Raw genomic sequence first — 24,248 nt, forward strand, 5'->3', positions numbered from 1 at the left:
GGGGGGCTAAAATTGAAGCGTTTTGGAGACCCACTGATCAGTCTGGCAGATCTTCAACTGCAGCTTTCGCCCGAAAGATTGGAAGATATTACTGAGATTTTGTTAAACGAAGTCGAAGCAAATATTCATCCTCTAGAGTTGGCTAAAAAGGCAATTTTTCTTCGTCAGAATGGATACATTCCGTTGGCTGAGAAGATACTTGCAAGCCACATTCGAAAGAGGCCGCTGCAGAATGAAGTCGTTTATGCCGAATTAGCACTGATAAATCGTCTGCAGGGTCGCCATTTGGATGCTTCCGAGTGCTATGCTGGTGCAGTTATATGTGAAGATGCAAATAGAGCGAGCGATAATTTAATAAATCATTTCCATATGTTGCATTGTGGTGGCCTACACAACGCGGCGCTTTTAGGAGCAAATTATTATCAGTCAGAAGTTGCTTCGGCTAAGCTTTCCGAGATCGCAGAATTTGGAGAGTTTATTTCACGTTATTCGCTCGAGGCTGCAAGACAGCTTTTGGAAGACATCCAAAAGCAAAACACTTGGGCCGATGTGGTGGACGTTGAGCGCCAAATTATTCAATCGATTGAAAAGAAAGAACCGTTTCTCCTTATGAGATTGGGAGACGGGGAAGGAGCTTTTGTCGAGATGGATGAAGCGGACGAAATGCATTACCATCATCTATATCATTACATGCGATCAAATCGCATGGCTATGTGGTTTGGACATGACTTTCCTTGGGAAAAAAATGGTTTTAAAGAAGAGGCGGGTAGGATTAGTGATGCCGCGAGACTTGCCAATGTCGCGGCTATCCCGGGGCAAGCGTGGCTTTGCAACGCATTTAAGCTCGGAAGCCTTTCAGGCATCCCTTCGATTGTTAATATTTATCGCCTGTATAGTGCAAATAGGGGCGCTGAAATGTCGAAACGGCGTAATTTAGCTTCCGCTACTATCGCCAGAGATTTGCATTTGAAAGGTTCATATCGGAGAATATTCAGTAAAATTAACAAAATGACCATTATTACCTGTCATGGAGATCTTGGCAATTTGTTGAAGGATGTATTCCGGTTAGATGAGGTTAGAACCATCTTGATCCCCGGAGAGGTTGGTTCCAAAAGCCACCTTGGGCATGACGTTGGTTTCGAGCCTCATTTCCCAGATTTTTACTCAGAGTTGCAGAGAAAGTTATCTCTGGAAGATTTCACCGGAGAGGTGGTTTTGATTGCCGGCGGTATACTTGGAAAGCTGTATGGCGTTACAATTAAAAAGAATGGCGGAATAGTTTTAGATATTGGCTCCTTGGCTGATCAGTGGCTAGGGAAGAAAACACGTCCAGGAACAAGCGATAAACTACTTTTAAGGTAGCAAGCCGAGACCGATGTCTAGGGACTTCGATGTGGTGGGTTTGTTGTTTTGGTAGCGTACATTGTAAGAACTCAAAGTTGTATCGAATAAAATATAATTCATTCAGGTTAAGTCTTGAAATGTGTTGTGAAAAAATTAGAGAGCGGAGTGCCCCGAAATTGAGTTGTGTGCTATATGGCTGACAAGCATTTCGATCCTGTATGGATAGTAGGTCCATTAAGGCGGCAGGGGTGCGGTATGCAGCAGCTTGCTGAGTTATAAATTGGTAATGGAGCGCATCGCTGTGTGTTGGTTCAAAATTGTTGAGTAATTTGAGCTCGCGAAAGTACGGTTTGATGAGGTGTTATAAATGAAAGCTATGAGTTCTACGCTTCGTAAACTTTTGGGGCGCGAGGGGGCAGGCAGGAAAAGCGAGACTGTAATCAATCTACCGGGCTTTGATGCGGAGCAGTATCTTAGATTCAACCGAGATGTTGCGGAAGTGCTTCGCGACTCAGTCGAGCGCCACTCGTCCGCACTGCAGCATTTTATATCTTACGGCATGGAAGAGTGCCGTCGGGTTTTTGATGAGGGTTCTGGACTGAGTCATAATAAAAGCCGCATGCTAGGTGAGGACGTGCACAAAACTACGGCTGAGGTAGGGGAGCAGTGCCGAGCCTTGTTTGGTCTGAAAACGTCGCGGCGTACAGATTTTTCGGGTCTTTTAAAGTCTCATCCCCGTAGTGACTGGCTTCATGCTGGTTTCAATTTCCCGAGCTACGCAGTCGAAAACCGTGAGCTTTTGAAGTTTACCTTCGATCAAAATGCGATCGCACTTCACTTTCTGGAGTTCGGTTTAGAGCGTGGGGAAAATGGGTTTCCTGAGGTCTGGAGCCCTGAACTCGTCCGTGAAATTTATGGCGTGGATATCTCCGAAGATCTGAACGGTCCGCAGGCTCTTAGGGTATTGCGGAAGAAGAAGGGACAAGGTTTCTATGCCATGAATGAGGCTGAGCTGTTCGTAATCAACGGTTTTGCACCTATTCTCGCGAACCTATTTGAAGAAGATTACAGCTGTAGTGTGAGCAAAAAACGAAGCTTTCTCACGGCTCCGCTCTCTCGTTCTAAGGCTATTGAGGAATTTTGCGAAACGGGCTGGAAAGACCTTCTGCCGGTTAGCCCTGACCTTGTCTTCGACCCTGCGTTCTACGCAGAATCATACCATTCTCTGAGCGAAATTTCCAAAGGTTTCACCGAAAGCCAATCCCTTTATCGGTATTGGTTAAGCTTCGGAATCATGCATGATGATGCGCCCAACCTCGCGCGTTTCGGTAAGTTGATCTTCGGGTCATTCATCCCTATGACAGTTCTTTCGCAGCTTGACCGTTTTGTCATGGGTAGTGAGGGGCTAGACAGAGATTCGACACGACGGAAGGTTCTCGAACATCTGCGGGATCATCCTAAGCCGGGCGTTGAGTGGATGGACCTTTCGAGTCGTCTGAGCCAGAGTTTCGTGCGAAATCTTGGCGATCGCAAAGTCATTGCCGGGGACCCACTCGCTGGGCGTTGGCTGTATAGTTTGGTGCTTGAGGAAAACCCCAATCACGTCAAGGCCAACATGGCGATGGCTGACCTATTGCAGCGAACGGATCAGGGGCCTTCTTCACGCGAGCATCGACGCAAAGTTCCGATCGTGCGAGAAAACGGCTGGAATTCACTCAATCTCACGGAACTGCTTATTGAGCAGGGTAAATTTGATGAGGCCGCAGAAGTTCTCCAAAAGAGCGCGCTTCAGATCGAGCATGACATCGTCATGCGTGATCGTCATAAAGCGCTTGCGACAGATGGCTTCTGGAAACTCTGGGACACGATCGCGGACCGAGCAGAGGTTTTCGGCTTGGACAAAGCACGAGCTGATCTGCGTCATCTTGTTCAAAGCTATCGCCCAAATCCCGAGCATAATTATGCGTCGCGGTCCGAGCCTATCCGTAGTGTTGCGTTGGTTGGCAACGAGGATCTCTATCAATGCAAGCTCTACCGCGTTGATCAAAAGGCTGAGCAGCTGCGTGAGGCGGGCTTTGAAGTTCAGGTGTTCTCGCCTTCCAATGACTTGAATGATTTTCTTGGTGCCTTGGACCGGTTCCAGGCGGTGATTTTCTTCAGAGTTCCTGCTTTCCCTCAGATCATGGATGCGATCGTTCAGGCCGGCCAAGCAGGCTTGGCGACTTTTTATGAAATCGACGATATCGTATTCGATACCGCACATTTCCCCCCGAGTTTCGAAAGTTACGCGAACCAGATTACCCGGCGCGAATATGACGCTATGGCATGTGGCGTGCCCCTGTTCGAGCGCGCAATGGAGCTATGTGAATATGGCATCGCGTCCACAGCCACGCTGCGCGAATTGATGGCTAAGAAGGTACGCAGCGGTCAAGTCTTTGAGCATCAAAATGCTTTAGGTCGATTGCATATGCTCGCGATTGCCGACCATGAAATGGCTTCGAAAAAGGCCGATGGTCCGATTGTCCTGTTCTATGGTTCTGGCACAAAAGCGCATAAAGAGGATTTCCACGAAATTCTCGAGCCAGCGCTTGCGGAAATGGCGCGAAAATATGGGCGTAAAATCGAGATCCACTTGATCGGATATTTCGACAAGTTCCATCACTTGGATTTGAAAAAGCATAACGTGAAGATGCTGAAGCCTGTATGGGATTTTGAGGAGTATTGTGGCCTTGTCGCGCAAGCTGACATCAATCTCTCCATTCTCTCGCCCTCATTGCTGACGGATGCAAAGAGCGAGATCAAGTGGATGGAAGCTGCTATGTTTGGCACTCCGTCCGTCGTCAGCGCGACCCGGACGCATGAAGAAAAAATCGTTAATGGTGAAACGGGCTTCCTCTGTGAAACGACCGAAGATTTCTCGAAAGCTCTGGATCGCTTGATAGGTGATAAGGCCCTTCGCGCCTCCGTCGGTGCCGCTGCGCGTGAGGCGGTTCTGAAGGAGTATTCTCTCCCGGCAATGGGGGAAAATCTGCGCAGCATCTTTGAGGCTGTCCGACCGTCATCTATGCGGAAAAAGCGCATTGCTATCGTGAACGTTTTCTATCCACCGCAGGCTATTGGTGGGGCGACCCGTGTCGTGCATGACAATGTTCGGGTGCTGCGCGAGAAATATGGCGATGAGTTCGAGATCGATGTGATCTGCACCTATGAGGGCGGACGCAAGGGATATGAGGTGCAGCGGTACGCGCGCGACGGTGTGCGGGTGTGGGCGATCGCGACGCCGGATATCCCCAATGTTGATCATCCGATCACCGACGAGCAAATGGGCGCGGCGTTCGAAGAAATCTTGGATAAGGTCCAACCGGATCTCGTTCATTTCCATTGTATCCAGCGATTGACGACGTCCATTGTTCATGCGGCTCGTTTGCGACAGATTCCTTACGTGATCACAATGCATGATGCCTGGTGGATCTCGAAAAACCAGTTTGTGCTGGATAACGCCGGCAACGCCAGTTTTTACGATTACAAGAAAGACGTGTCAGAGCTTCCTGAACGTGCTCAGGGCTTGCGCCGCGCACTTCTTGGCGCTGCGGCTATCTTGCCCGTTTCCGAGGCGTTCGGTCGTGTCGTTGCTGGCGCGGGAGTTGAAAAACTTCATGTTGTCGAGAATGGTGTCTCGAACCTGCCGAACGTTGTGAAAGTACCGTCCAAGAATGGCCGAGTGCGCTTGGCCCATATTGGTGGAGCTAGCCGGCACAAAGGCTATCACCATGTGCGGAATACGCTTTTGACGACGGATTTTGATAATCTCGAGCTGCTCGTGATCGATCACGCATTGTCGCCTGACATCGAGATTCAAGAGACTTGGGGCAACACTCCGGTTATTCGACGCGGCAAGTTTGCGCAGGATGAGGTTGAAAAGCTGTACGCGCAAATCGACGTGCTGATGGCGCCATCTACTTGGCCAGAAAGCTACGGTTTGGTCACTCGGGAAGCATTGGCTGCAGGAGCTTGGGTTGTTGCTTCTGATCAGGGTGCGATTGGCTCTGATGTTATTGAGGGTGAAAATGGATTTGTGGTCGAAGTCCAGACCGCTGCAGGCGTGCGTGGCGCGCTTCAGAAGATTGACGAGGATCCGGAGCGCTACCGACATTCCCCTCAAGTTAAGCCTGTTCTGAGAAGCGTTGAGCAGCAGGTCGATGAACTCGCCCAGCTTTACAAAAATTGGGCCAAGGGGTGATTTAAAAGCAGCCAATTCGGCTGCTTTTTTCTTTCGAGGGTGAGGCGGCTCTACTCGGGGGGGGGCGATGAAGAAAAAAGATTTGATCAATATTGCCTGTTTTTTGACGGCCGTGTTCGAGTAATCCAGCTTCAAGAAATCTCGATGCGACAAAGACCATAAAGGGTAGCGGTTCTTTGAACGATTTAAGAGGCCTCATAAGGTCATTCGATCTTCCGAGGCCTCTATGAAATTACCAACGCTCATTGGTTCTAAACGATTTTCCAGAAATTGTGGATCTAGAGTCATTTCTATATGATTTGTCTTCAGCTGTGGCCCGACTGACCGGCCATGGGGCTTTCCTCTGGAGCAGCGGGGCGGGCGATTGCGGTGGTCAGGGCCCGCGCGTAGTCAGTCGGGGTCTGGTAATCTGGGGCCTAATGGGGACGCTCGGTGTTGTAGTCTGTGACCCAAGTTGCGATCACAACACGGGCATGAGCCAGATTGCAGAACATGGTCTCGTCGAGCAGTTCGTCACGCATCCGGCCGTTGAAACTTTCGACGAAACCGTTCTGCATGGGCTTGCCCGGCGCGATGTAGTGCCATTCGACCTTGTGTTCGGAACACCATCGCAGAATGGCGTTGCTGGTCAGTTTGGTTCCGTTGTCGCTGACAACCATGCCGGGCTTTCCACGACGCCCGATCAGGGCCGTGAGTTCACGCGCGACACGGCGCCCCGAGATCGACGTATCCGGGATTGCCGCGAGACATTCACGGGTGACATCGTCGACCACGTTGAGCACCCGGAAGCGCTGGCCGCCCGCGAACTGGTCGTGGACGAAATCGAGCGACCAGCGTGCGCTGGGTCGGAGATAAAGGCGGCTATCCGGAATTGGATGAGCTTCTATAACCACCAGCGCCCGCATTCAGCCCTGGGCGGCCAGCCTCCGGTGCTGGTCTGTTGGCAGAGAAATGATATCAACCAACCCGATCAGCAGGTACAACGAATAGCGTAATTTACGCCAGATCCTGTCCAAGGGATGGGGCATAGCTCAGAAAGCTCAACGGTGTTTTCAAGCGCATTCGTATATTGAAAATAGAATGTGTTGTGCTACATATCGTCTTGAAGTTTTGCTTGGCGATATGGAGGCCGGGATGAGCGTGCCATTGGACTGGATCTGGGGGCTATTGGGGGGCTTGATGATTGGCGGTGCCGCCGTGGTCATGCTCTTGGTCAATGCGCGGATTATGGGGGCGAGCGGTATCCTTGCCGGATTGATGCAGCCGGGCGGGCAGGTCTTCAAAGAACGGGTTGCCTTCGCTTTGGGGCTTGTTGGAGCGCCTGCGCTTGTGGGGCTTGTCTGGGGCGCGCCGGAGACACATGCGAGCGGCAACTTTCTTGTGTTGATTGTGGCCGGACTTCTGGTCGGGTTCGGGGCGAGGCTTGGAAATGGTTGTACCTCGGGACATGGCGTCTGCGGTATGTCGCGGTTTTCGCTGCGTTCGATTGTTGCAACCTGCGTCTATGTCGGCTTCGGCATGATTGCCGTGGCTGTGGCGCGTCATCTTCTGGGAGTGATCTGATGCGTGTTCTTGTCTCGTTGCTGTCGGGGGTGATCTTCGGATTGGGGCTTATGGTCTCGGGCATGACCGACACCCAGAAAGTGCGCGGCTTTCTGGATGTGTTTGGCGCATGGGATCCGACATTGATATTTGTGCTGGGCGGGGCTGTTCTGCCGATGGTCGTGGCATGGCGGGTTGCCGCGAAACGCAAGACCTCGCCAATGGGCGAGGCCTACCCGGGCAAACCCTCGACCAGACTGGATGGCAAGCTTGTGCTGGGGGCGCTGTTGTTTGGTGTGGGCTGGGGGCTGGGCGGCTTCTGTCCGGGACCCGCGATGGCCTCGCTCAGCTATGGCGGCTGGGGCGGGCTGGTCTTTGTGGTCGCGATGTTTGCCGGTATGGCGATCGAACGCCGCCTCGCCTGAACCTTTCCGAGGCGATCTGTTTTTGGGCGGGCCCGAGCGGTCCGCCTATTTTATTTGCAAGTTTTCGGGTCTTTTCGCGATGCGCGTAAGGGTTGTGGCGGCTTTGCTTCCCTTTGACCGGTCTGCGGCGCCCAATCGGGGAAACTATCCCTCGAAAGGAGCGCAAGATGGCCGACCATGTCTCCCTGATCTACAAGCTCGAGGACCGTCCTCCACCGGCGCGCGCAGCTCTGGCCGCCTTCCAGCACATCCTTGCGGCGATTGTCGGGATTGTCTCGCCGACTTTGGTGATTGGTGGCGTTCTGGGGTTGGGGGAGCAGGTGCCCTACCTGATCTCGATGGCGATTTTCGTCTCGGGGGTCGCGACCTTTATCCAATGCCGACGGATCGGGCCGGTTGGATCAGGGCTTCTGAGCCTGCAGGGTACGTCTTTTGCCTTTCTCGGGGCGATCCTTGCTGCAGGGATGAGTGTGAAGGCCCGTGGTGGCACGCCCGAGGATATTCTGGCGATGATTTTCGGCCTGTGCCTTGTCGGCTGTCTGGTCGAAATCGTGCTGTCGCAATTCATGGACCGGCTGAAGCGGATTATTAACCCCACGGTCACCGGCATCGTCATTACCATTATCGGGCTGAGCCTCGTGAAGGTTGGTTTTACCGACTTTGCGGGCGGGGCGATGGCGGGCGAGGATCTGGGGCAACCGGTCAACCTTCTGTTGGGGGCGATTGTGACGGCGGTGGTCTTGATCTGCACCTTCACTGGCAAGCCGATGTTGCGGATTGGCGCGATCATGATCGGGCTCGTCGTGGGGACGCTTGTTGCAGCGGGGCTGGGAATGGTCAGCTTGGCGCCTTTGGCGAAAGCACCGGTTTTTGCCCTGCCGATTCCCTTCCGCTACGGGCTGGATTTCGATTTCGGTTTGTTCGTTCCGGTGGCCTTTCTCTATCTGGTGACGGCGATCGAAACCTCGGGCGATCTGACGGCAAGTTCGGTGATTTCGGGGCAACCTGTCGCGGGGCCGCTGTATCTGAAACGCATCAAGGGCGGGGTGCTGGGCGATGGGGTGAATTCCGGTTTGGCGGCGATTTTCAATACGTTCCCCAATACGACCTTCAGCCAGAATAACGGGGTGATCCAGATGACGGGCGTGGCCTCGCGGTATGTCGGGCTTTATGCCGCCGCTATTCTGGTGATCCTCGGGTTCTTTCCCATTCTGGGGGCGGTGTTCACGCTGATCCCGAAGCCGGTTCTTGGCGGGGCGACGCTTGTGCTGTTTGGCACGATTGCGGTGGCGGGTATCCGTATTCTGGCGAGCCAGCCGATGGATCAGCGTCAGGTCTATATCATGGCTGTCAGCTTTGGGTTGGGGCTCGGGGTGACATTGGTGCCGGAGGCGACGCAGCATCTTCCGGTCTTGTTGAAACAGGTTGTGGCCACGCCGATCACCCTGTCGGGGCTGAGCGCCATCCTGCTGTCCCTGATCCTGCCCGAGCACAGGGTGGACCAGCCAGCGGGGGAGGGCGACCATGCAGAACTGCATAGCCCCGCCGAATAGGATGCGGCCGTTCTGCTAAACGGAAAAACCCGCCCGAGGGGCGGGTTTTGCGCGATATGTCGGATCGGCCCTTTGGCCGATCCTCCTGCGGGCGCCTGTGGTTACTGGTCTTCCGGAAGAATACGCACGCCGCCTTTGGCCGCCGAGGAGGCGAGCATTGCATAGGCTTTGAGCGCGGTGGAGACCGCCCGTTTGCGCGGCGCTTTGGGTTTCCATGGCAGCGGCCCCATTGCCTCGCGGCGGGCGGCCAGTTCGCTTTCGGCCACGGCGAGGTTGATGGTGCGGTTGGGGATGTCGATCTCGATCAGGTCGCCATCCTGCACCAGACCGATCGTGCCGCCTTCTTCGGCTTCCGGCGAGACGTGGCCGATGGACAGGCCCGAAGTGCCCCCCGAGAAGCGCCCGTCGGTCAGCAGCGCACATTTCGCGCCCAGACCTTTGGATTTGAGGTAGGAGGTGGGGTAGAGCATTTCCTGCATGCCCGGTCCGCCACGCGGCCCCTCGAAGCGGATGATCACCACTTCGCCCTCTTTGACCTTGCCGGTGAGGATGGCCGAGACCGAGTCGTCCTGGCTTTCGAACACACGGGCCGGACCGGAGAATTTCAGGATGGAATCATCCACCCCTGCGGTTTTCACGATACAGCCATTCAGGGCGATATTGCCGAAGAGCACGGCGAGGCCGCCATCCTTGGAGAAGGCATGCTCGCCCGAGCGGATCACGCCGTTTTCGCGATCCCGGTCGAGCTCCTTATAGCGGTTCGACTGGCTGAAGGCCTGGGTCGTGCGGACGCCGCCCGGGGCGGCACGGTAGAACGCGTCGACCGTATCGGAATTCGAGGTGACGATATCCCATTTGGCCAGCGCCTCTGCCATGCTTTCCGAATGCACGGTGCGGCAATCGGCATGGATCAGACCCGCGCGGTTCATTTCGCCCAGAATGCCCATGATGCCGCCTGCGCGGTGCACGTCTTCCATATGCACGTCGGGCTTGGCGGGCGCGACCTTGCACAGCACCGGCACCTTGCGCGAGAGACGGTCGATATCATCCATCGTGAAATCGACCTTGCCCTCATGTGCGATCGCCAGCAGGTGCAGCACGGTATTGGTAGAGCCGCCCATCGCGATATCGAGCGACATGGCATTTTCGAACGCCTCGAAGGTCGCGATGTCGCGCGGCAGCAAGCCGGGCTTCTCGTCTTCGTAATGCGCCTTGGTGATCTCGACGATTTTGCGACCGGCCTCAAGGAACAGCTCCTTACGGTCGGCATGGGTGGCCAGCATCGAGCCATTGCCCGGCAGCGCCAGACCCAGCGCCTCGGCCAGACAGTTCATCGAGTTGGCGGTGAACATGCCCGAGCAGGAGCCACAGGTGGGGCAGGCGTTCTTTTCGAACTCGTCAACCTGTTCATCGGTATATTTGTCATCCGCCGCCACGACCATCGCATCGACAAGGTCGACGGCCTTTTCGAGGTCATTGATGGTGACCTTACCCGCTTCCATCGGACCGCCCGAGACGAAGACCACGGGGATGTTCAGGCGCATTGCGGCCATCAGCATACCGGGGGTGATCTTGTCGCAGTTGGAGATACAGACCATCGCATCGGCGCAATGGGCATTGACCATATATTCCACCGAATCCGCGATGATCTCGCGCGAAGGGAGCGAATAGAGCATGCCGTCATGGCCCATCGCGATCCCGTCATCGACCGCAATGGTGTTGAATTCCTTTGCCACGCCACCGGCTTTCTCGATCTCGCGGGCCACCATCTGACCCAGATCCTTCAGGTGGACGTGGCCGGGGACGAATTGCGTGAAGGAGTTGACGACCGCAATGATCGGCTTGCCGAAGTCGCTATCGGTCATGCCGGTTGCGCGCCACAATCCGCGCGCGCCCGCCATATTGCGGCCATGGGTCGATCTGCGGGAACGATAATAGGGCATTGGCTGCTCCCTTTCTTTGGGCAATGGCTTCGAGGGCGCATGCGCCCCTGCTTTCGGAGCGCAGCTTTAGCGCAACCGGCAACGGAAGAACAGGCAAAACAGCCATCCGCTTTTGTAATGCCTCGTTCTGCAGGGACTCCGCGAAAGAAAGTTTCGCGAGGAGAGGTGCCACCCCCGCGAGCAGCTAAGGGTGGCACCCAAAGGCCCCCCGTGGCAGCGGCGGGGCTGAGTGTCCGTTACTCGCCATCGGGTATCCGGCATCACGCGGGGATTAGGCCGGTGGTGGATTCGCCTTTGGCTGTCGGAACAGGATCCATCAATCACCAACTGCGGATGGGAGCAAGGCGTTTGCGCGTGATTGTGGTCTTGGGGCCACTTGCCGCAGCGCGCGCGTGATCTGCTTGCAACGCCGCGCAGGGATGAGCGGCTGGCAGTGCACAAGGCGTTTGCGGCGCATTGCGGCTGTGGCAGGGTCGCAGAAAGACCGCTGAGGGAGCGTAGGATGCACAGGCAGAGCTATGGGGTGATCGGGGCATTGGCGCTGATGCTGGGGGCTGCGGCACCGCTTCGGGCGGAGACCGCCGCTGTGGTCGAGACGCTGCCCGCGCAGGGGATCCATTATCTGGGCTGGTCGCGGTTCCATTATAATGACCTGATCGGTGACGGTCATGACCGCTGGCAGACCGGCGGTCTGAGCCTGTCCGTTCTTGCGGGGGCGGACTGGACAGGGCGGGCACCTGTGGCGCCTTTCTCGCTTTGGGAATTCCGGTTGGGCGGGTCGGTCATCGCGCCCCAGTCGCTCGAGCATCCGGCCGCCGATGACCGCCGTTATGTCAGCCGCACGGAATTGAGCGCGCGCAGCTATTTCGAGCAGGCGGGCTGGCAGGCTATGGTGGGCTTTGGCGTGGTGGGGATCGGGCCGGACCGTTTGCCGGGCAAGGTGCAGGATGCGCTGCATGACATTCTGGACCAGCCCGATCCGCAGGCCGCGCAGGACCAGCAGCTTGGCAATAAGGTCTGGCCGATGGTGGTGGCCGAATTGCGCTATCCGGTGGAGCTGTCCGAGCGGACGCAACTGATTCCCTTTGTTGCGGGCAAAAGCGGCGACGAGGATCTTCTGACCGCAGGCGCCGATCTGGTTTTCAATGCGGGGCATGGAGAGCTGTGGTTACGCGATGATGTGCTGGGGCGGCTCTATCTGGGGCTGGGCGACACATATGCGCGGGCCACGCGTTTCGGCCTCGGGGCGGATGTGAGCCATGTCGGCCATAGCGACCTGTTTCCCGGCGAGACTATTGCGGCGGAAGAGACGCGCTATCGTTTGCGGGCCTTTATCAGCCACGGATGGGGCTGGGGGCATATCAGCTATGGGGCAACATGGCTGTCGAAAGAATTCACCACCCAGCCAGAGGGGCAGGTGGTGGGAGATCTGCGCGTGGATATCCGTTTCTGAGCGGCCTGCGGTCTTAGGCGTTGACAGCAGGGATGGTCCCTGTATAAGCGCGCGGATCGGTGGCGCAGGCTGCCGGTTTTTCTTTGGTGTTGGTGGATCTCGCAAGAGAAAACCTGTCGCCGGTCGCAAGGCCGGAGGAGGACAACGCCCTTCGAAACTTTGATGAAGGAGATCAGCCGTGACCAAACGCACGTCTGCCAAGTACAAAATCGACCGCCGCATGGGCGAAAACATCTGGGGCCGCGCAAAGTCCCCGGTCAACCGTCGTGAATATGGCCCGGGTCAGCACGGTCAGCGCCGCAAGGCAAAACTGTCGGATTTCGGTATCCAGCTGCGCGCCAAGCAGAAGCTGAAAGGCTACTACGGCGACCTGACCGAAAAGCAATTCCGCCGCATCTACGGTGAAGCAGAGCGCGTCAAGGGCGATACCGGTGAAAACCTGATCGGTCTGCTCGAGCGCCGCCTCGACGCCGTTGTGTACCGCGCCAAGCTGGTCCCGACCGTCTTCGCAGCACGCCAGTTCGTCAACCACGGCCACGTTCTGGTGAACGGCAAGCGCGTGAACATCCCCTCCTACCGCGTGAAAGAGGGTGACGTGATCCAGGTGCGTGAGAAGTCCAAGCAAATGGCGCTGGTCATCGAAGCACAAGCCTCGGCAGAGCGCGATATTCCGGACTATCTGGAAGTCGACGGTTCGAAGCTGGCCGTGACCTTCACCCGTACCCCGACCCTGTCCGACGTGCCCTATCCGGTCGTCATGGAACCGAATCTGGTCGTCGAATTCTACGCAAAGAACTAAGGTGGCGGGCCTTCGGGCCCCACCGGTTCTTTGCCGAACTCCGCAAAATACAAAAAGCCGCAGCTTGGTGCTGCGGCTTTTTACGTTTTGGTCAGTCTTGTCGTGTAACGCTGTGGAGGGGCATGACATTCTGTCATTCTGCCGGCTCATCCGCCCTTGAAGACGTTCAGGAAGGACCAGAGCTGGGCGTCGGATTCCTTCTGGAAGTAATCCCCGAATTCGCCGGATTCGAGTTTGGCGATATAGACCTGCGCTTCGCGTTGGGAAACAAGGCGCGGGCGGTACATCAGTTGCGAGCGTTTGGCCACCTCTTCGGCCCCGCGTCGCAAGGCGCGCTCGGTTCCGGGGCTCCAGTTTTCATCGACGCGACCGACGAAAAGCTGATAGCGCGACAATGTCTGTTTGACGGCAATGCGCTTGGCCTTCGGTAGGGACATGAACACATCCTGCAGGCTGTCCGCGCGGACAGTCGCAGGTAATCCCAAGGCACATAGGAAGGTCGTGGCAAATGCCAGAGGAGGGGCCGCATATGCAGGTATTTGGGACATTGAGAACATTCCTTTGGACTATGTAACGCTTAAGTTGTGAAATCTAAATGAGGCGTAAATCTGTCCGGAGAGCGGTCCATAAACGGGTAAGATTTTAAAATTTGCGTAAGTTTTTTCTAAATATGTGGGGCATCTCCCACGCCCTCTGCGGCAAATCTTTGCAGCGACCAAAGATTGCTGGAAAAACTCCCGCCTCGCAGATAAAGAGGCGGCGCAAGATGAGGGTAGATGCATCATGAATGACCAAATTCAACCGCAACCCGGAATTATGGATATCGCGCTTTATGAAGGCGGCGCGTCCAAAGTGGCAGGCCGCACGGATGCGGTGAAGCTCAGCTCGAACGAGAACCCGTTCGGGCCGTCCGACAAGGCGAAAGAAGCCTTTGCGCGCTGTGCGCATTCGATGCATCGCTACCCTTCGACCGATCATGCAGGCCTGCGCGGGGCCATCGGTGATGTCTATAAACTGGATGCCGAGAAGATCATTATCGGTGTCGGTTCGGACGAGATCATCCACATGCTCTGTCAGGCCTATGTGGGCGCGGGGTCCGAGGTGGTCTTCACCGAGCACGGCTTCCTGATGTATCGCATCTCGACGATGGCGGCCGGTGGTACGCCGGTCGAGGTGAAAGAGCGCGACCGCACCACCGATGTGGATGCGATTCTGGCCGCCTGCAACGAGAACACCAAGCTGGTGTTCATCGCCAACCCCAATAACCCGACCGGCACGATGATCGCGCCCGCCGAGCTGGAACGTCTGGCCCGTGGTCTGCCGCCGCAGGCGATCTTGGTGATCGACGCCGCCTATTCGGAATATGTCGAGGGTTATGATGGCGGCGCCGATATCGCCACCCGTCTGGAGAATGTCGTGATGACGCGCACCTTCTCCAAGATCTACGGCTTGGGCGGGTTGCGCGTGGGCTGGGGCTATGGTCCCAAAGCCATCATCGATGTGCTCAACCGCGTGCGCGGGCCGTTCAATATGTCCACCGCGCAGCTTGAGACCGCCGAGGCTGCCGTGCGCGATCAGGACTGGCTGGAACGCTGCCGCAATGACAACACCCGCCTGCGGGCCTGGCTGGCCGAGGCGCTGGCCGAGAAGGGTGTGCCCTCCGATACCTCCACCGCCAATTTCATTCTGGCGCGCTTTACCTCGACCGCCGAGGCGGAAGCCTGTGACGAGTATCTTAAATCCGAGGGCATTATCGTGCGCCGTGTGGCGGGCTATAACCTGCCGCATTGCCTGCGTATTACCGTGGGGGACGAGCCGTCCTGCCGTCGTGTGGCCCATTTGATCGGTCAGTTCAAAGCGCAGTTCATGGCCGGTGATCTGGCATGATCTTCGGGAAAGTGGCGCTGATCGGGATGGGGCTGATTGCCTCGTCCCTTGCTCATGCGACAAAATGGAAAGGGCTTGCGGGCGAGGTGGCGGGCTATGATCGCGACCCCGAAGTGCGTCGTATCGCCGCCGAGATCGGGCTGGTCGATACTGTCTGTGACAGCCTGTCCGATGTCGTGCGTGATGCCGATCTGGTCATGCTTTGCGTGCCAGTGGGCGTGATGGGGGCGGTCGCCGCCGAGATCGCGCCGCATCTCAAACAGGGGGCCATTCTCAGCGATACGGGCTCGGTGAAACAGGCCGTGGTGGAGGCTGTCGCGCCCCATGTGCCGCAGGGCGTGCATTTCATCCCCGGCCACCCGCTGGCAGGGACCGAGCAATCGGGGCCGCGCTCGGGCTTTGCCACGCTGTTTGTCAACCGCTGGTGGCTGCTGACCCCCTCCGAGACGACCGACCCGCAGGCACTGGCCAAGCTGCGCGCCTATCTCGAGGGGCTGGAGGCGAATGTCGACACGATGGATGCGTCCCATCACGATATCACTCTGGCGGTGACCTCGCATTGCCCGCATCTGATTGCCTATACGATGGTGGGCGTGGCCGATCATGTGCGCCGCGTCAGCCATCAGGAGATCATCAAATACTCCGCCTCGGGTTTTCGGGATTTCACCCGTATCGCAGCGTCGGACCCGACGATGTGGCGCGATGTCTTCCTGACCAACAAAGAGGCCACGCTGGATATTCTGGGGCGCTTTGCCGAGGAGTTGTTCGTGCTGCAACGTGCGATCCGCACTGGCGACGGCGAGATGCTGCACGACTATTTCACCCGCACCCGTGCGATCCGGCGCGGGATCATTGATGCGGGGCAGGATACCGATGCCCCCGATTTCGGGCGGGTGCCCAAGCAGGCGGGCGAGTAGAGGCCGCAACCGTAACGGGCCCCGCGCGGGGCCCGTTTTTTGTGTTTACCCTTCCGCCGATTCAGGGATCTGGATCACCGGAGCTTTGCCCAGCGGCAGCGGCCCGAGCTTCATCTGGCCAGCGCGGAAGGTCAGCGGCAATGTCAGCAGGCCGGATTTGTCGACCATCTGCCCCGCCAGAAGCTTGACCATATCCACGCGGTTCCGCGCGATCAGCCCCGCATCGACAGCCACCTCCAGCCAAGCTTCCCAATCCGGCGTGCTCAGCAGGATCTCGCCTTCGGGCTGGCCGGTTTCGGTGATGGTCAGGGCCCCTTGCGCGCTGACCAGCTTGGCGTCCCAATCCAGCGTGAAATTATCAATCCGCAGCGTTTGCAGCGCGGGCATGCGGGCAAGGCTGCTATTGTCCAGCGGCGTGGCCGTGCCGATGGCGGCATTCAGATGGATCTGGTCGATTTTGTCCGCCAGCGGCGTGTCGGTTGCCGCGCCGTCGGGCAGAAGCTTGCGCAGCGCATCCAGCGGGATCTGCACCTCGTCCATATTGGCTGTGACCTGATAGGCATGGGCAGGGGTCAGTGTGGATTGCGCATCTGACGGGTCCACGATAGAGGCCGCACCGCTTTTGGCTTCGTTCAGCGTTACGCTGATCTGGTTCGCGCCAAAATCGATCTTTTCACCGCTGATCTCGGGCTGGTCGAGCACAAGCTTGGCCGCGTTCAGCGGTAGCGAACTGCTCAGCCCCAGATCGACATGAAGCTGGTTGGAGATGTTTGACAGCGTGAACTGATGCCCCGCCCAACCCAGATCGGCTTCCTCGGGCAGGGTCATGGTGATCGAGGTCGGGCTGAATACACCGGCATTAAGCTGGGCATATTCGGCAGCCCAGTTAAAGCCGCCATCGGGCTGGGTCAGCTCGGGAGATTCGAAATTGGCAGTGAATTTCGTAGGAAAGCCACTGACAGCCACTGCCTGTGCCGACCCCCAGCCGCCGGCTTCGGCGCTGGCGATCAACGTTTTCGCACGGCTTTCGATCGCGCGTGACATCAGCACCCAATAAGTGCCGAAAATGACACCCAATATGATGATGAGACCCACTAATTTTCGCATTATATACCTCTTCACGCCTCTTGATATCTTATCTATTCGGCACAAGAGAAAAGGACCAGAGACATGAACAAGACGTTATGGGTTTTCGGCTATGGTTCGCTGATCTGGAATCCGGGATTTGTACCGGAAGAACAGGCACTTGGTCGTTTGAAAGGGTGGCATCGCTCTTTCTGCATGACGTCCATTCACTATCGCGGCACTATGCGGAACCCGGGCTTGGTGCTGGCGCTCGACGCGCAGGAAAACGCGGTTTGCGCGGGGGTGGCACTGCGGGCCAAAGCGGGGGAAGAGGCGCAGGTGCTGTCCTATCTGCGCGCCCGCGAGCTGGTCTCGGATGCTTATGAGGAACGTCTCCTTCCGGTGGCGCTGGCGGACGGGCGCGTGGTTGAGGCGGTGACCTATGTCATCGATCCGGCGAACACCCAGTATTGTCACCACCCGCTAGAGGATCAGGCGCAGATTATCGCCCGCTCCTGCGGCAAGATGGGGCCGAATTGCGAATATCTCTATAATACTGCCCAGCATCTGGGCAGGCTGGGTATCGCGGATCCCGATCTGGACTGGCTCGCGGCACGGGTGCGCCATCTTGCCGAGGAGGCGCGCGGATAGCCCTTGGAGAAACCGCCTGTGACGATTAGGGTCGAGCCGGAAACAGATAATCTAGGCCATCCATGTCGAAGCTGAAGCTTGAACCGCAATTCTCCCAGCCCGTGCGGCAGATCTTTATGATGCTGGTGGTGCTGGGGCTGGTCGCCACCGGTGCAGTTTTCGCCTATGCGCGGATTTTCCCGATTTTCCTGTCCAACCCTTGGCTGAACGGCGTGATTGTGGTGACTTTCGTGCTGGGGGTGCTGGCCTGTTTCTGGCAGGTGGTGCAGTTGATCAAGGCGGTTAGCTGGCTGGAAAGCTTTGCGGCGGACCGTCCGGGCCGGCCCGATGTGCGGGCGCCCGTGATGCTGGCACCGCTGGCGGCCCTTCTGGGGACGCGCCAACGCGCCGATATTGCCACCTCTGCGGGGCGCTCGATTCTGGAATCGGTGGCCGAGCGGATTGATGAAGGCCGCGATATTACCCGTTATATCACGGGCTTGCTGATCTTTCTGGGGCTTCTGGGCACCTTCTACGGGCTGGCCACAACGGTGCCTGCGGTGGTTGACACCATCCGCGCGCTGGCTCCTCAAGAGGGGCAGTCGGGGCTGAGCGTCTTTGACAACCTGATGACCGGCCTTGAGGGACAGCTGGGGGGGATGGGCACGGCGTTTTCCTCCTCGCTTCTGGGGCTTGCGGGGTCGCTGATCGTCGGATTGCTGGAACTGTTCGTGACGCATGGCCAGAACCGGTTCTACCGCGAGCTTGAGGAATGGATCAGCTCGATCAGCCGGCTCAGCTTTGCCGGCGGTGATGGCGAGGAATCGGCGGTGATCGAGATCCTTGACCATATGGCTGAACAGATGAACCAGCTGAACGGGCTCTTTGCCGAGAGTGAGGGCTCGCGCCGTCAGGTGGATGTGCGTCTGGGTCAGCTTGCGCATGTGATGGAGGGGCTGTCCGACCGCCTTGATAGCGAGATCGCCGCGCGCAGTGCGCAGGCCGAAAGCCTTCAGCGCATGGCCGACGGCCAAGAGCGGCTGGTGGTGGCGCTCGAGACAATGGCGGCCTATTATGCCTCTGATCTCTCGGCGGAAAATGATGCCGAGATGCGGATGCGCCTGCGGTCGATGGATGGGCAGATGGCGCGTATCCTCGAAGAGATGTCGGCGGGCCGTCAGGAAAGCATGGCCGAGCTGCGCAATGATTTCGCCGCGATGACGCGCGCCATTCTCGCCCGCCCGCGGGAGAGCTGAGATGGCACTGGCGCGGCGCGGACGGCAGCGGTTTTCCACCAATATCTGGCCCGGTTTCGTGGATGCGATGACCGCGCTTCTGTTGGTGGTCATCTTTGTGCTGTCGATCTTCATGGTGGTGCAATCGGTGCTGCGCCAGCAGGTGAATACGCAGGAAAATGAACTGGCCTCGTTGAATGACACGGTGGACGGGCTGGCGCAGGCGCTGTCGCTGTCGCGTCAGAAGGTGGGGTCGCTGGAAACCAAGCTGACCGATGCCGAAACCGAGGCGCAGCGGCAGGCGACCCTGATCGCCAATCTCACGGGCCAGCTTCGGGATCGCCAGTCCGATTTGGCCGCAGCAGATACGAAAATCACCGCTTTTGAAGCACAGGTGGCGCATCTTCTGGCAGCGCAAAAGGCGCAGATGCAGGCGTCTGACCAGAAGCTGCGCGTCTCGCAAGCGACGATCGATGACCTTCGCACCAAGCTGCAGGTGTCGGGGGAAGAGATTTCCACGATGACCCTCGCACTGGAGGAGGCCCGCCGTCAGGCCGAAGACACGCTGACCAAACTGGCAGCCGCGCAGGCCGCGCGCGATGACCTGCAGGGCAGGCTGGACAGTCAACTGACCGAGGCCGAACGGCAGGCGGCGTTGCAGGCGGTGGCCGAAAAGGCGCTGGCCGAGCAGAAAGATATCTCGCAAGATGCTGCCCGCAAGGTCGAATTGCTGAACCAGCAGATTGCGGCCCTACGTGGCCAGCTGGGGCAATTACAGGCCGTTCTGGATGATAGCCAGACGCGATCCGCGGCTTCCAAAAGCCAGATCGAATCGCTTGGCACGCAACTCAACTCGGCGCTTGCGCAGCTTGCCGCCGAGCAGAAACGTCGTGCCTCTCTGGAAGAAGCGGCGCGCAAGAAGGCGGAAGCCGAGGCGCAGGATCTGGCAAGCTACCGTTCGGAGTTTTTCGGCCGCCTGTCGAAAATTCTGCAAGGGCGCGAGGGGGTAAAAGTGGTCGGCGACCGCTTCGTCTTCTCCTCCGAAGTGCTGTTCCCGCAGGGGTCTGCCACCCTGTCTGATGAGGGTAAGGCGCAAATCGCGCAGGTGACCCGCTTGCTGGACGAGTTATCTGCCGAGATCCCGCCGCAGCTTGACTGGATCATTCGTGTTGATGGCCATACCGATGACGTGCCGCTTTCGGGGACGGGGCAATATCGCGACAACTGGGAGCTCAGTCAGGCGCGCGCGCTTTCTGTCGTGCGCTATATGATCGACAGTCTGAAATTCCCGCCCAACCGTCTGGCGGCGACAGGTTTCGGGCAATATCGTCCGGTTGCCAAAGGCGATAGTCCAGAGGCGCGTGCCGCCAACCGCCGGATCGAATTGAAGCTGACCGAACGCTAGGGCACGGTCACCTCTCCGGCGGTGATATGCCCCGTGGTGTCCGTGACGGTAAAAGTGTAGGTGCCCGGTTTCAGGCCGGTTTTTACATTGCGCCCGATGTAGCGTAGATAAAGCGCCTGCGGCTTTTCAAAGGCGATGTTCTGGCTCAGGTTCTGGCCGCCCCCAGAAAGGGTTGCATGTAGATCAGCTTCGGGCTGTCCGCCAAAGCCGTAAATCCACAGGATCAGACGGCCCGCGCCCTCTTGCGGCAATGCGGGCAAACGGCCCTGTTTGATGGCATCATAATCGGGGATTTCACTGGTGAGCCCTGCCAGAAGCACGCCGCCCCCGTCATAGGCAATGGGCGTCGTCCAAAGCTGGGCGTGATCGGCGGCAAGGGTGCAGGCGCTGTCGCCTGCGGTGAACGGGTCAAGCGATTGCCCGTTATGCCGGATTTCGAAATGCACATGAGGGAAGGCCGCCAGCCCGGATTGTCCGATTTCTCCCAATGTGGTGCCGGTGGTCACTTTCTGCCCCGGCTGGACCAGAATAGAGCCGTTTTTCAGATGGCAATATTGGGTTTGCCAGCCTGAGGCATGATCAATGATAACCCCGTTGCCGCATTCTTTATCTTTGACCGAGGCACCGTCAGCAAAGGCGGAATCGGGTTCTCCATCACGGGTGGCGCGCACTGTTCCATCAAGCGCCGCGTAGACTGCGATAGTCTTGCGCATATCTGCGCGGGTAGGGACTGCGATATCGGTGCCGTCATGGCCATCATATGTCAGATTCCCGCAGGCGCTATCGGTGACCCCGGGGCCGGGATCGTGATCGACATAGTTCTGGATATAGCAGGTTTTTCCCAAGGTGCAGTCGACCGGAAAGGTAAATCGCGGCTCGGATAAAGTTTCGGCCCCGCAAGGCAGGGCCGAAACAAGTAGAAGAAGAAAAGGCCGCATCAATCGGCTGTCAGCAGCGGTGGTTTCGAGCCGGTGATCCGCGGTTTGCCAGGCTCTTCGACCTCGATAACGATTTCGTCGTCCTTCACCGAGACCTTGGCCAGACCGCCTTTGGTCAGCTTGCCGAATAGCAGCTCTTCGGCAAGCGGCTTCTTGATATGCTCTTGGATCACGCGGCCCAAGGGACGGGCCCCCATCCGCTCGTCATAACCTTTCTCGGCCAGCCAGTTTGCAGCTTCCGGTGTCAGCTCGATATGAACGTTGCGATCGATCAGCTGGGCTTCAAGCTGCAGCACGAATTTATCGACCACTTGGATAATGGTCTCGCGCGGTAGCGGGGCGAAGCTGACCACCGCATCCAGACGGTTGCGGAATTCTGGTGTGAAGGTCCGTTCGATCGCGGCCGTGTCTTCGCCCTCGCGGCGATCCCGACCGAAACCGATTGCGGCTTTTGCCATATCCGAAGCACCCGCATTCGAGGTCATGATCAGGATCACGTTGCGGAAATCGACCTGACGACCGTTATGGTCGGTCAGTTTGCCGTTATCCATCACCTGTAGCAGGATGTTGTAGACATCGGGATGCGCTTTCTCGATCTCGTCCAGCAGCAACACGCAATGCGGATGCTGGTCGACGCCATCGGTCAGAAGGCCACCCTGATCAAAGCCGACATAGCCCGGAGGGGCGCCGATCAGGCGCGAGACCGCATGTTTCTCCATGTATTCCGACATGTCGAACCGCAGCATCTCGACGCCAAGCGAGCTGGCAAGCTGTTTGGCCACTTCGGTCTTACCCACACCGGTCGGACCGGCAAAGAGGTAGTTGCCGATGGGCTTCTCGGGCTCGCGCAGACCGGCACGGGCCAGCTTGATCGAGGCGGCCAGCACTTCGATGGCCTTGTCCTGACCGAAGACCACGCGTTTCAGCGTTTTCTCCAGATCGCGCAGCACCTCGGCATCGTCTTTCGAGACGTTTTTCGGGGGGATGCGGGCAATCTTGGCCACGACATTCTCGATTTCTTTCGGTGTGATCGTCTTGCGACGCTTGCTGTCGGGTAGCAGATGCTGGGCGGCACCTGCCTCGTCGATCACATCGATCGCCTTATCGGGCAGCTTACGGTCGTGGATATAGCGCGCCGACAGCTCTACCGCAGTCTTGATCGCATCATTGGTGAAGCGGATGTCGTGATGCTCCTCGAAATAGGGCTTGAGACCCATGAGGATTTTCACGGCATCTGCGGTCGAGGGCTCGTTCACATCGATCTTCTGGAAGCGCCGCGACAGGGCGCGGTCTTTCTCGAAATGTTGACGGAATTCCTTATAGGTGGTCGACCCCATGCAGCGCAGCTTTCCGCCAGCCAGCGCCGGTTTCAGCAGGTTCGAGGCATCCATCGCGCCGCCCGAAGTGGCCCCCGCACCGATCACGGTGTGGATCTCGTCGATAAACAGGATCGCATCGGGATGGTCTTCAAGCTCTTTCACAACCGCTTTCAGACGTTCCTCGAAGTCACCACGGTAACGGGTGCCCGCCAGAAGCGCGCCCATGTCGAGCGAATAGATCGTCGAGCCTTTCAGGATCTCGGGCGTCTCGCCACGGGTGATTTTCAGCGCAAGACCTTCCGCGATTGCGGTTTTCCCCACGCCCGGATCGCCCACCAGAAGCGGGTTGTTCTTGCGACGGCGGCATAGTACCTGCACGCAGCGTTCCACCTCTTCATGGCGCCCGATCAGCGGGTCGATATCGCCTTTCTTGGATTTCTTGTTGAGATCGACGCAATATTTGGCCAGCGCCGACTCCTTGCCCTCGCGCTCGGACTGATGGTTGGTGGTGTCGGCCTTGTTGGTCTCTTCCTCCTCGGCACCGGTGACAGACCGGTTTTCGCCGAATTCCGGATCTTTCGCGACACCATGCGCGATAAAGTTCACCGCATCATAGCGGGTCATTTCCTGCTCTTGCAGGAAGAAGGCCGCATTGGATTCCCGCTCTGCGAAGATCGCGACCAGCACATTGGCCCCCGTCACCTCGGAGCGACCCGAAGATTGCACATGAATGGCCGCGCGTTGGATCACGCGCTGGAAAGCAGCCGTGGGCACCGCTTCGGAGCCTTCAACCTCGGTAATCAGGGTCGAGAGGTCATCATCGATGAAGTCGGTTAGGGTTTGACGAAGTTCATCCAGATCGACCGAGCAGGCCCGCATGACGCGATTTGCGTCGGGCTCGTCGATCAGCGCCAGCAGCAGGTGCTCAAGCGTCGCCAGTTCGTGCCGGCGCGCGTTGGCCAGTGCCAGCGCACCATGAATTGCTTGTTCCAAAGTGGTCGAGAACGAAGGCATGTGGTGCTCCTTTCCTATGTTGGCGGCGGTATCAAAGCGACCCGATCACCAACCTGGCCTCATAGTATTAAACTTCGGTGGAAATTCGCGCTGTTCAAGACCTTTGGTGCAAATTCCAGTTAAGTTTCAGGCTCCGCTGGAAAAGTAAACAGAAGGTAACCAGAAAGATCTTTCACGTGGCTTGCCTTGCAAACTGGCCTTTTGCGCCAGCGATTTCAATCCGCTGTCGAAAATTTGCGACAAAATTACGACAAGTTGTGCTAAAAAAATAGGCAGATGCAAGATCGGGGCCGTGCGGTTGCGAGATTCGGATTTTCTGACGGAACGGCAAAACCGGCGGAGTTTCTCCTTTTTCCGGAAGTCAGCTAAAAATAAGCTTGATTGCGACAATTCGTACCGGCTTTTCGAAGAGATTGAGACTTGAAACCGGAGAGGCTGCGGCACTAGGGAGGCGGGGGAGCCCAAAGGTTTAAAATATGCGCAGATATAAAATTTCTCGAAATGCAATGTTGCGGCGGTCACGGGCTATGGTGTCCTCG

The 24,248-nt window shown here is 57.5% G+C and carries 19 protein-coding genes and 1 pseudogene; 13 read left to right on the forward strand and 7 right to left on the reverse strand.

Annotation, left to right across the window (positions count from 1 at the left end):
• Positions 1-12 precede the first annotated feature (12 nt).
• Both AC2ISB_RS02750 and AC2ISB_RS02755 read left to right on the forward strand, forming a co-directional pair.
• Positions 13-1,362, forward strand: coding sequence for a hypothetical protein (locus AC2ISB_RS02750; protein WP_486576016.1), 1,350 nt, complete (start codon positions 13-15; stop codon positions 1,360-1,362).
• 349 nt (positions 1,363-1,711) lie between these two features.
• Entirely contained in the window at positions 1,712-5,584 is a 3,873-nt protein-coding gene (locus AC2ISB_RS02755; protein ID WP_486576018.1) for a glycosyltransferase, read from the forward strand.
• A gap of 305 nt (positions 5,585-5,889) precedes the next feature.
• Here AC2ISB_RS02755 and AC2ISB_RS02760 read toward each other — a convergent pair.
• Positions 5,890-6,429: pseudogene (locus tag AC2ISB_RS02760) on the reverse strand (integrase core domain-containing protein); the annotation flags it as partial.
• A gap of 30 nt (positions 6,430-6,459) precedes the next feature.
• On the opposite strand from AC2ISB_RS02760, the gene AC2ISB_RS02765 reads away from it, so the two are divergent.
• The 4 genes from AC2ISB_RS02765 to AC2ISB_RS02780 all read left to right on the forward strand — a co-directional run bounded on the left by AC2ISB_RS02765 (position 6,460) and on the right by AC2ISB_RS02780 (position 9,104).
• Positions 6,460-6,579, forward strand: coding sequence for a hypothetical protein (locus AC2ISB_RS02765; RefSeq protein ID WP_486576020.1), 120 nt, complete (start codon positions 6,460-6,462; stop codon positions 6,577-6,579).
• A gap of 139 nt (positions 6,580-6,718) precedes the next feature.
• Positions 6,719-7,147, forward strand: coding sequence for a YeeE/YedE family protein (locus tag AC2ISB_RS02770; RefSeq protein WP_339109288.1), 429 nt, complete (start codon positions 6,719-6,721; stop codon positions 7,145-7,147).
• On the forward strand, positions 7,147-7,551 hold the full coding sequence (locus AC2ISB_RS02775) for a DUF6691 family protein (RefSeq protein ID WP_406720446.1): 405 nt from the start codon (positions 7,147-7,149) through the stop codon (positions 7,549-7,551). Before AC2ISB_RS02770 ends, AC2ISB_RS02775 begins: the two co-directional genes overlap by 1 nt.
• A 167-nt stretch (positions 7,552-7,718) precedes the next feature.
• Positions 7,719-9,104 carry a nucleobase:cation symporter-2 family protein gene (locus tag AC2ISB_RS02780; protein ID WP_339109290.1) on the forward strand — a complete coding sequence of 462 codons (1,386 nt, stop codon included), beginning with the start codon at positions 7,719-7,721 and terminating at the stop codon, positions 9,102-9,104.
• A gap of 101 nt (positions 9,105-9,205) precedes the next feature.
• On the opposite strand, the gene ilvD is transcribed toward AC2ISB_RS02780, so the two are convergent.
• Complete coding sequence (ilvD, locus tag AC2ISB_RS02785; RefSeq protein ID WP_486576023.1) at positions 9,206-11,047, reverse strand: dihydroxy-acid dehydratase; 1,842 nt, start codon at positions 11,045-11,047, stop codon at positions 9,206-9,208.
• A 502-nt stretch (positions 11,048-11,549) separates the two neighbouring features.
• On the opposite strand from ilvD, the gene AC2ISB_RS02790 reads away from it, so the two are divergent.
• Together AC2ISB_RS02790 and rpsD are read left to right on the forward strand one after the other, a co-directional pair.
• Positions 11,550-12,500: a lipid A-modifier LpxR family protein gene (locus AC2ISB_RS02790; RefSeq protein ID WP_406720448.1), complete on the forward strand. Its 951-nt coding sequence runs from the start codon at positions 11,550-11,552 to the stop codon at positions 12,498-12,500.
• Positions 12,501-12,678: 178 nt separating this feature from the next.
• Positions 12,679-13,299 (forward strand): 30S ribosomal protein S4, encoded by a 621-nt coding sequence (rpsD, locus tag AC2ISB_RS02795; protein ID WP_486576026.1) that lies wholly within the window; start codon positions 12,679-12,681, stop codon positions 13,297-13,299.
• 146 nt (positions 13,300-13,445) lie between these two features.
• Here rpsD and AC2ISB_RS02800 read toward each other — a convergent pair whose 3' ends face one another.
• Positions 13,446-13,736: a hypothetical protein gene (locus AC2ISB_RS02800; protein ID WP_339109294.1), complete on the reverse strand. Its 291-nt coding sequence runs from the start codon at positions 13,734-13,736 to the stop codon at positions 13,446-13,448.
• Positions 13,737-14,082: 346 nt separating this feature from the next.
• Between AC2ISB_RS02800 and hisC the strand changes: the two genes are divergently transcribed.
• Together hisC and AC2ISB_RS02810 are read left to right on the forward strand one after the other, a co-directional pair.
• Positions 14,083-15,186 (forward strand): histidinol-phosphate transaminase, encoded by a 1,104-nt coding sequence (hisC, locus tag AC2ISB_RS02805; RefSeq protein WP_486576028.1) that lies wholly within the window; start codon positions 14,083-14,085, stop codon positions 15,184-15,186.
• Positions 15,183-16,103, forward strand: coding sequence for a prephenate/arogenate dehydrogenase family protein (locus tag AC2ISB_RS02810; protein ID WP_486576030.1), 921 nt, complete (start codon positions 15,183-15,185; stop codon positions 16,101-16,103). Before hisC ends, AC2ISB_RS02810 begins: the two co-directional genes overlap by 4 nt.
• 45 nt (positions 16,104-16,148) lie before the next feature.
• Here AC2ISB_RS02810 and AC2ISB_RS02815 read toward each other — a convergent pair whose 3' ends face one another.
• On the reverse strand, positions 16,149-17,147 hold the full coding sequence (locus AC2ISB_RS02815) for a DUF2125 domain-containing protein (protein ID WP_486576032.1): 999 nt from the start codon (positions 17,145-17,147) through the stop codon (positions 16,149-16,151).
• A gap of 126 nt (positions 17,148-17,273) precedes the next feature.
• On the opposite strand from AC2ISB_RS02815, the gene AC2ISB_RS02820 reads away from it, so the two are divergent.
• The 3 genes from AC2ISB_RS02820 to AC2ISB_RS02830 all read left to right on the forward strand — a co-directional run bounded on the left by AC2ISB_RS02820 (position 17,274) and on the right by AC2ISB_RS02830 (position 20,438).
• Positions 17,274-17,819 carry a gamma-glutamylcyclotransferase gene (locus AC2ISB_RS02820; protein WP_339109298.1) on the forward strand — a complete coding sequence of 182 codons (546 nt, stop codon included), beginning with the start codon at positions 17,274-17,276 and terminating at the stop codon, positions 17,817-17,819.
• Positions 17,820-17,881: 62 nt separating this feature from the next.
• Entirely contained in the window at positions 17,882-19,054 is a 1,173-nt protein-coding gene (locus AC2ISB_RS02825) for a biopolymer transporter ExbB (protein WP_486576034.1), read from the forward strand.
• Between the two features lies 1 nt (position 19,055).
• Complete coding sequence (locus AC2ISB_RS02830) at positions 19,056-20,438, forward strand: peptidoglycan -binding protein (protein WP_339109300.1); 1,383 nt, start codon at positions 19,056-19,058, stop codon at positions 20,436-20,438.
• Here the strand turns inward: AC2ISB_RS02830 and AC2ISB_RS02835 are convergent.
• The 3 genes from AC2ISB_RS02835 to AC2ISB_RS02845 all read right to left on the reverse strand — a co-directional run bounded on the left by AC2ISB_RS02835 (position 20,435) and on the right by AC2ISB_RS02845 (position 24,231).
• Positions 20,435-21,376 (reverse strand): M23 family metallopeptidase, encoded by a 942-nt coding sequence (locus AC2ISB_RS02835; RefSeq protein ID WP_486576037.1) that lies wholly within the window; start codon positions 21,374-21,376, stop codon positions 20,435-20,437. The two genes, AC2ISB_RS02830 and AC2ISB_RS02835, sit on opposite strands and share 4 nt — an antisense overlap.
• Positions 21,376-23,709, reverse strand: coding sequence for an ATP-dependent Clp protease ATP-binding subunit ClpA (gene clpA, locus AC2ISB_RS02840; RefSeq protein WP_339109302.1), 2,334 nt, complete (start codon positions 23,707-23,709; stop codon positions 21,376-21,378). The genes AC2ISB_RS02835 and clpA overlap by 1 nt, the downstream gene beginning before the upstream one ends.
• A gap of 126 nt (positions 23,710-23,835) precedes the next feature.
• Entirely contained in the window at positions 23,836-24,231 is a 396-nt protein-coding gene (locus AC2ISB_RS02845) for a hypothetical protein (protein WP_486576039.1), read from the reverse strand.
• Positions 24,232-24,248: the final 17 nt, after the last annotated feature.

The sequence above is a fragment of the Thioclava sp. NS-SX20 genome, from assembly GCF_057380695.1.

What these genes read in the sequence shown, in the direction of transcription:
- AC2ISB_RS02755 (WP_486576018.1), top strand. Translation starts at nt 1,712, where the DNA reads ATGAAAGCTATGAGTTCTACGCTTCGTAAACTTTTGGGGCGCGAGGGG.
- AC2ISB_RS02765 (WP_486576020.1), top strand. Translation starts at nt 6,460, where the DNA reads ATGAGCTTCTATAACCACCAGCGCCCGCATTCAGCCCTGGGCGGCCAG.
- AC2ISB_RS02770 (WP_339109288.1), top strand. Translation starts at nt 6,719, where the DNA reads ATGAGCGTGCCATTGGACTGGATCTGGGGGCTATTGGGGGGCTTGATG.
- AC2ISB_RS02775 (WP_406720446.1), top strand. Translation starts at nt 7,147, where the DNA reads ATGCGTGTTCTTGTCTCGTTGCTGTCGGGGGTGATCTTCGGATTGGGG.
- AC2ISB_RS02780 (WP_339109290.1), top strand. Translation starts at nt 7,719, where the DNA reads ATGGCCGACCATGTCTCCCTGATCTACAAGCTCGAGGACCGTCCTCCA.
- ilvD (WP_486576023.1), bottom strand. Translation starts at nt 11,047, where the DNA reads ATGCCCTATTATCGTTCCCGCAGATCGACCCATGGCCGCAATATGGCG.
- AC2ISB_RS02790 (WP_406720448.1), top strand. Translation starts at nt 11,550, where the DNA reads ATGCACAGGCAGAGCTATGGGGTGATCGGGGCATTGGCGCTGATGCTG.
- AC2ISB_RS02800 (WP_339109294.1), bottom strand. Translation starts at nt 13,736, where the DNA reads ATGTCCCTACCGAAGGCCAAGCGCATTGCCGTCAAACAGACATTGTCG.
- hisC (WP_486576028.1), top strand. Translation starts at nt 14,083, where the DNA reads ATGAATGACCAAATTCAACCGCAACCCGGAATTATGGATATCGCGCTT.
- AC2ISB_RS02810 (WP_486576030.1), top strand. Translation starts at nt 15,183, where the DNA reads ATGATCTTCGGGAAAGTGGCGCTGATCGGGATGGGGCTGATTGCCTCG.
- AC2ISB_RS02815 (WP_486576032.1), bottom strand. Translation starts at nt 17,147, where the DNA reads ATGTCACGCGCGATCGAAAGCCGTGCGAAAACGTTGATCGCCAGCGCC.
- AC2ISB_RS02820 (WP_339109298.1), top strand. Translation starts at nt 17,274, where the DNA reads ATGAACAAGACGTTATGGGTTTTCGGCTATGGTTCGCTGATCTGGAAT.
- AC2ISB_RS02825 (WP_486576034.1), top strand. Translation starts at nt 17,882, where the DNA reads ATGTCGAAGCTGAAGCTTGAACCGCAATTCTCCCAGCCCGTGCGGCAG.
- AC2ISB_RS02830 (WP_339109300.1), top strand. Translation starts at nt 19,056, where the DNA reads ATGGCACTGGCGCGGCGCGGACGGCAGCGGTTTTCCACCAATATCTGG.
- AC2ISB_RS02835 (WP_486576037.1), bottom strand. Translation starts at nt 21,376, where the DNA reads ATGCGGCCTTTTCTTCTTCTACTTGTTTCGGCCCTGCCTTGCGGGGCC.
- clpA (WP_339109302.1), bottom strand. Translation starts at nt 23,709, where the DNA reads ATGCCTTCGTTCTCGACCACTTTGGAACAAGCAATTCATGGTGCGCTG.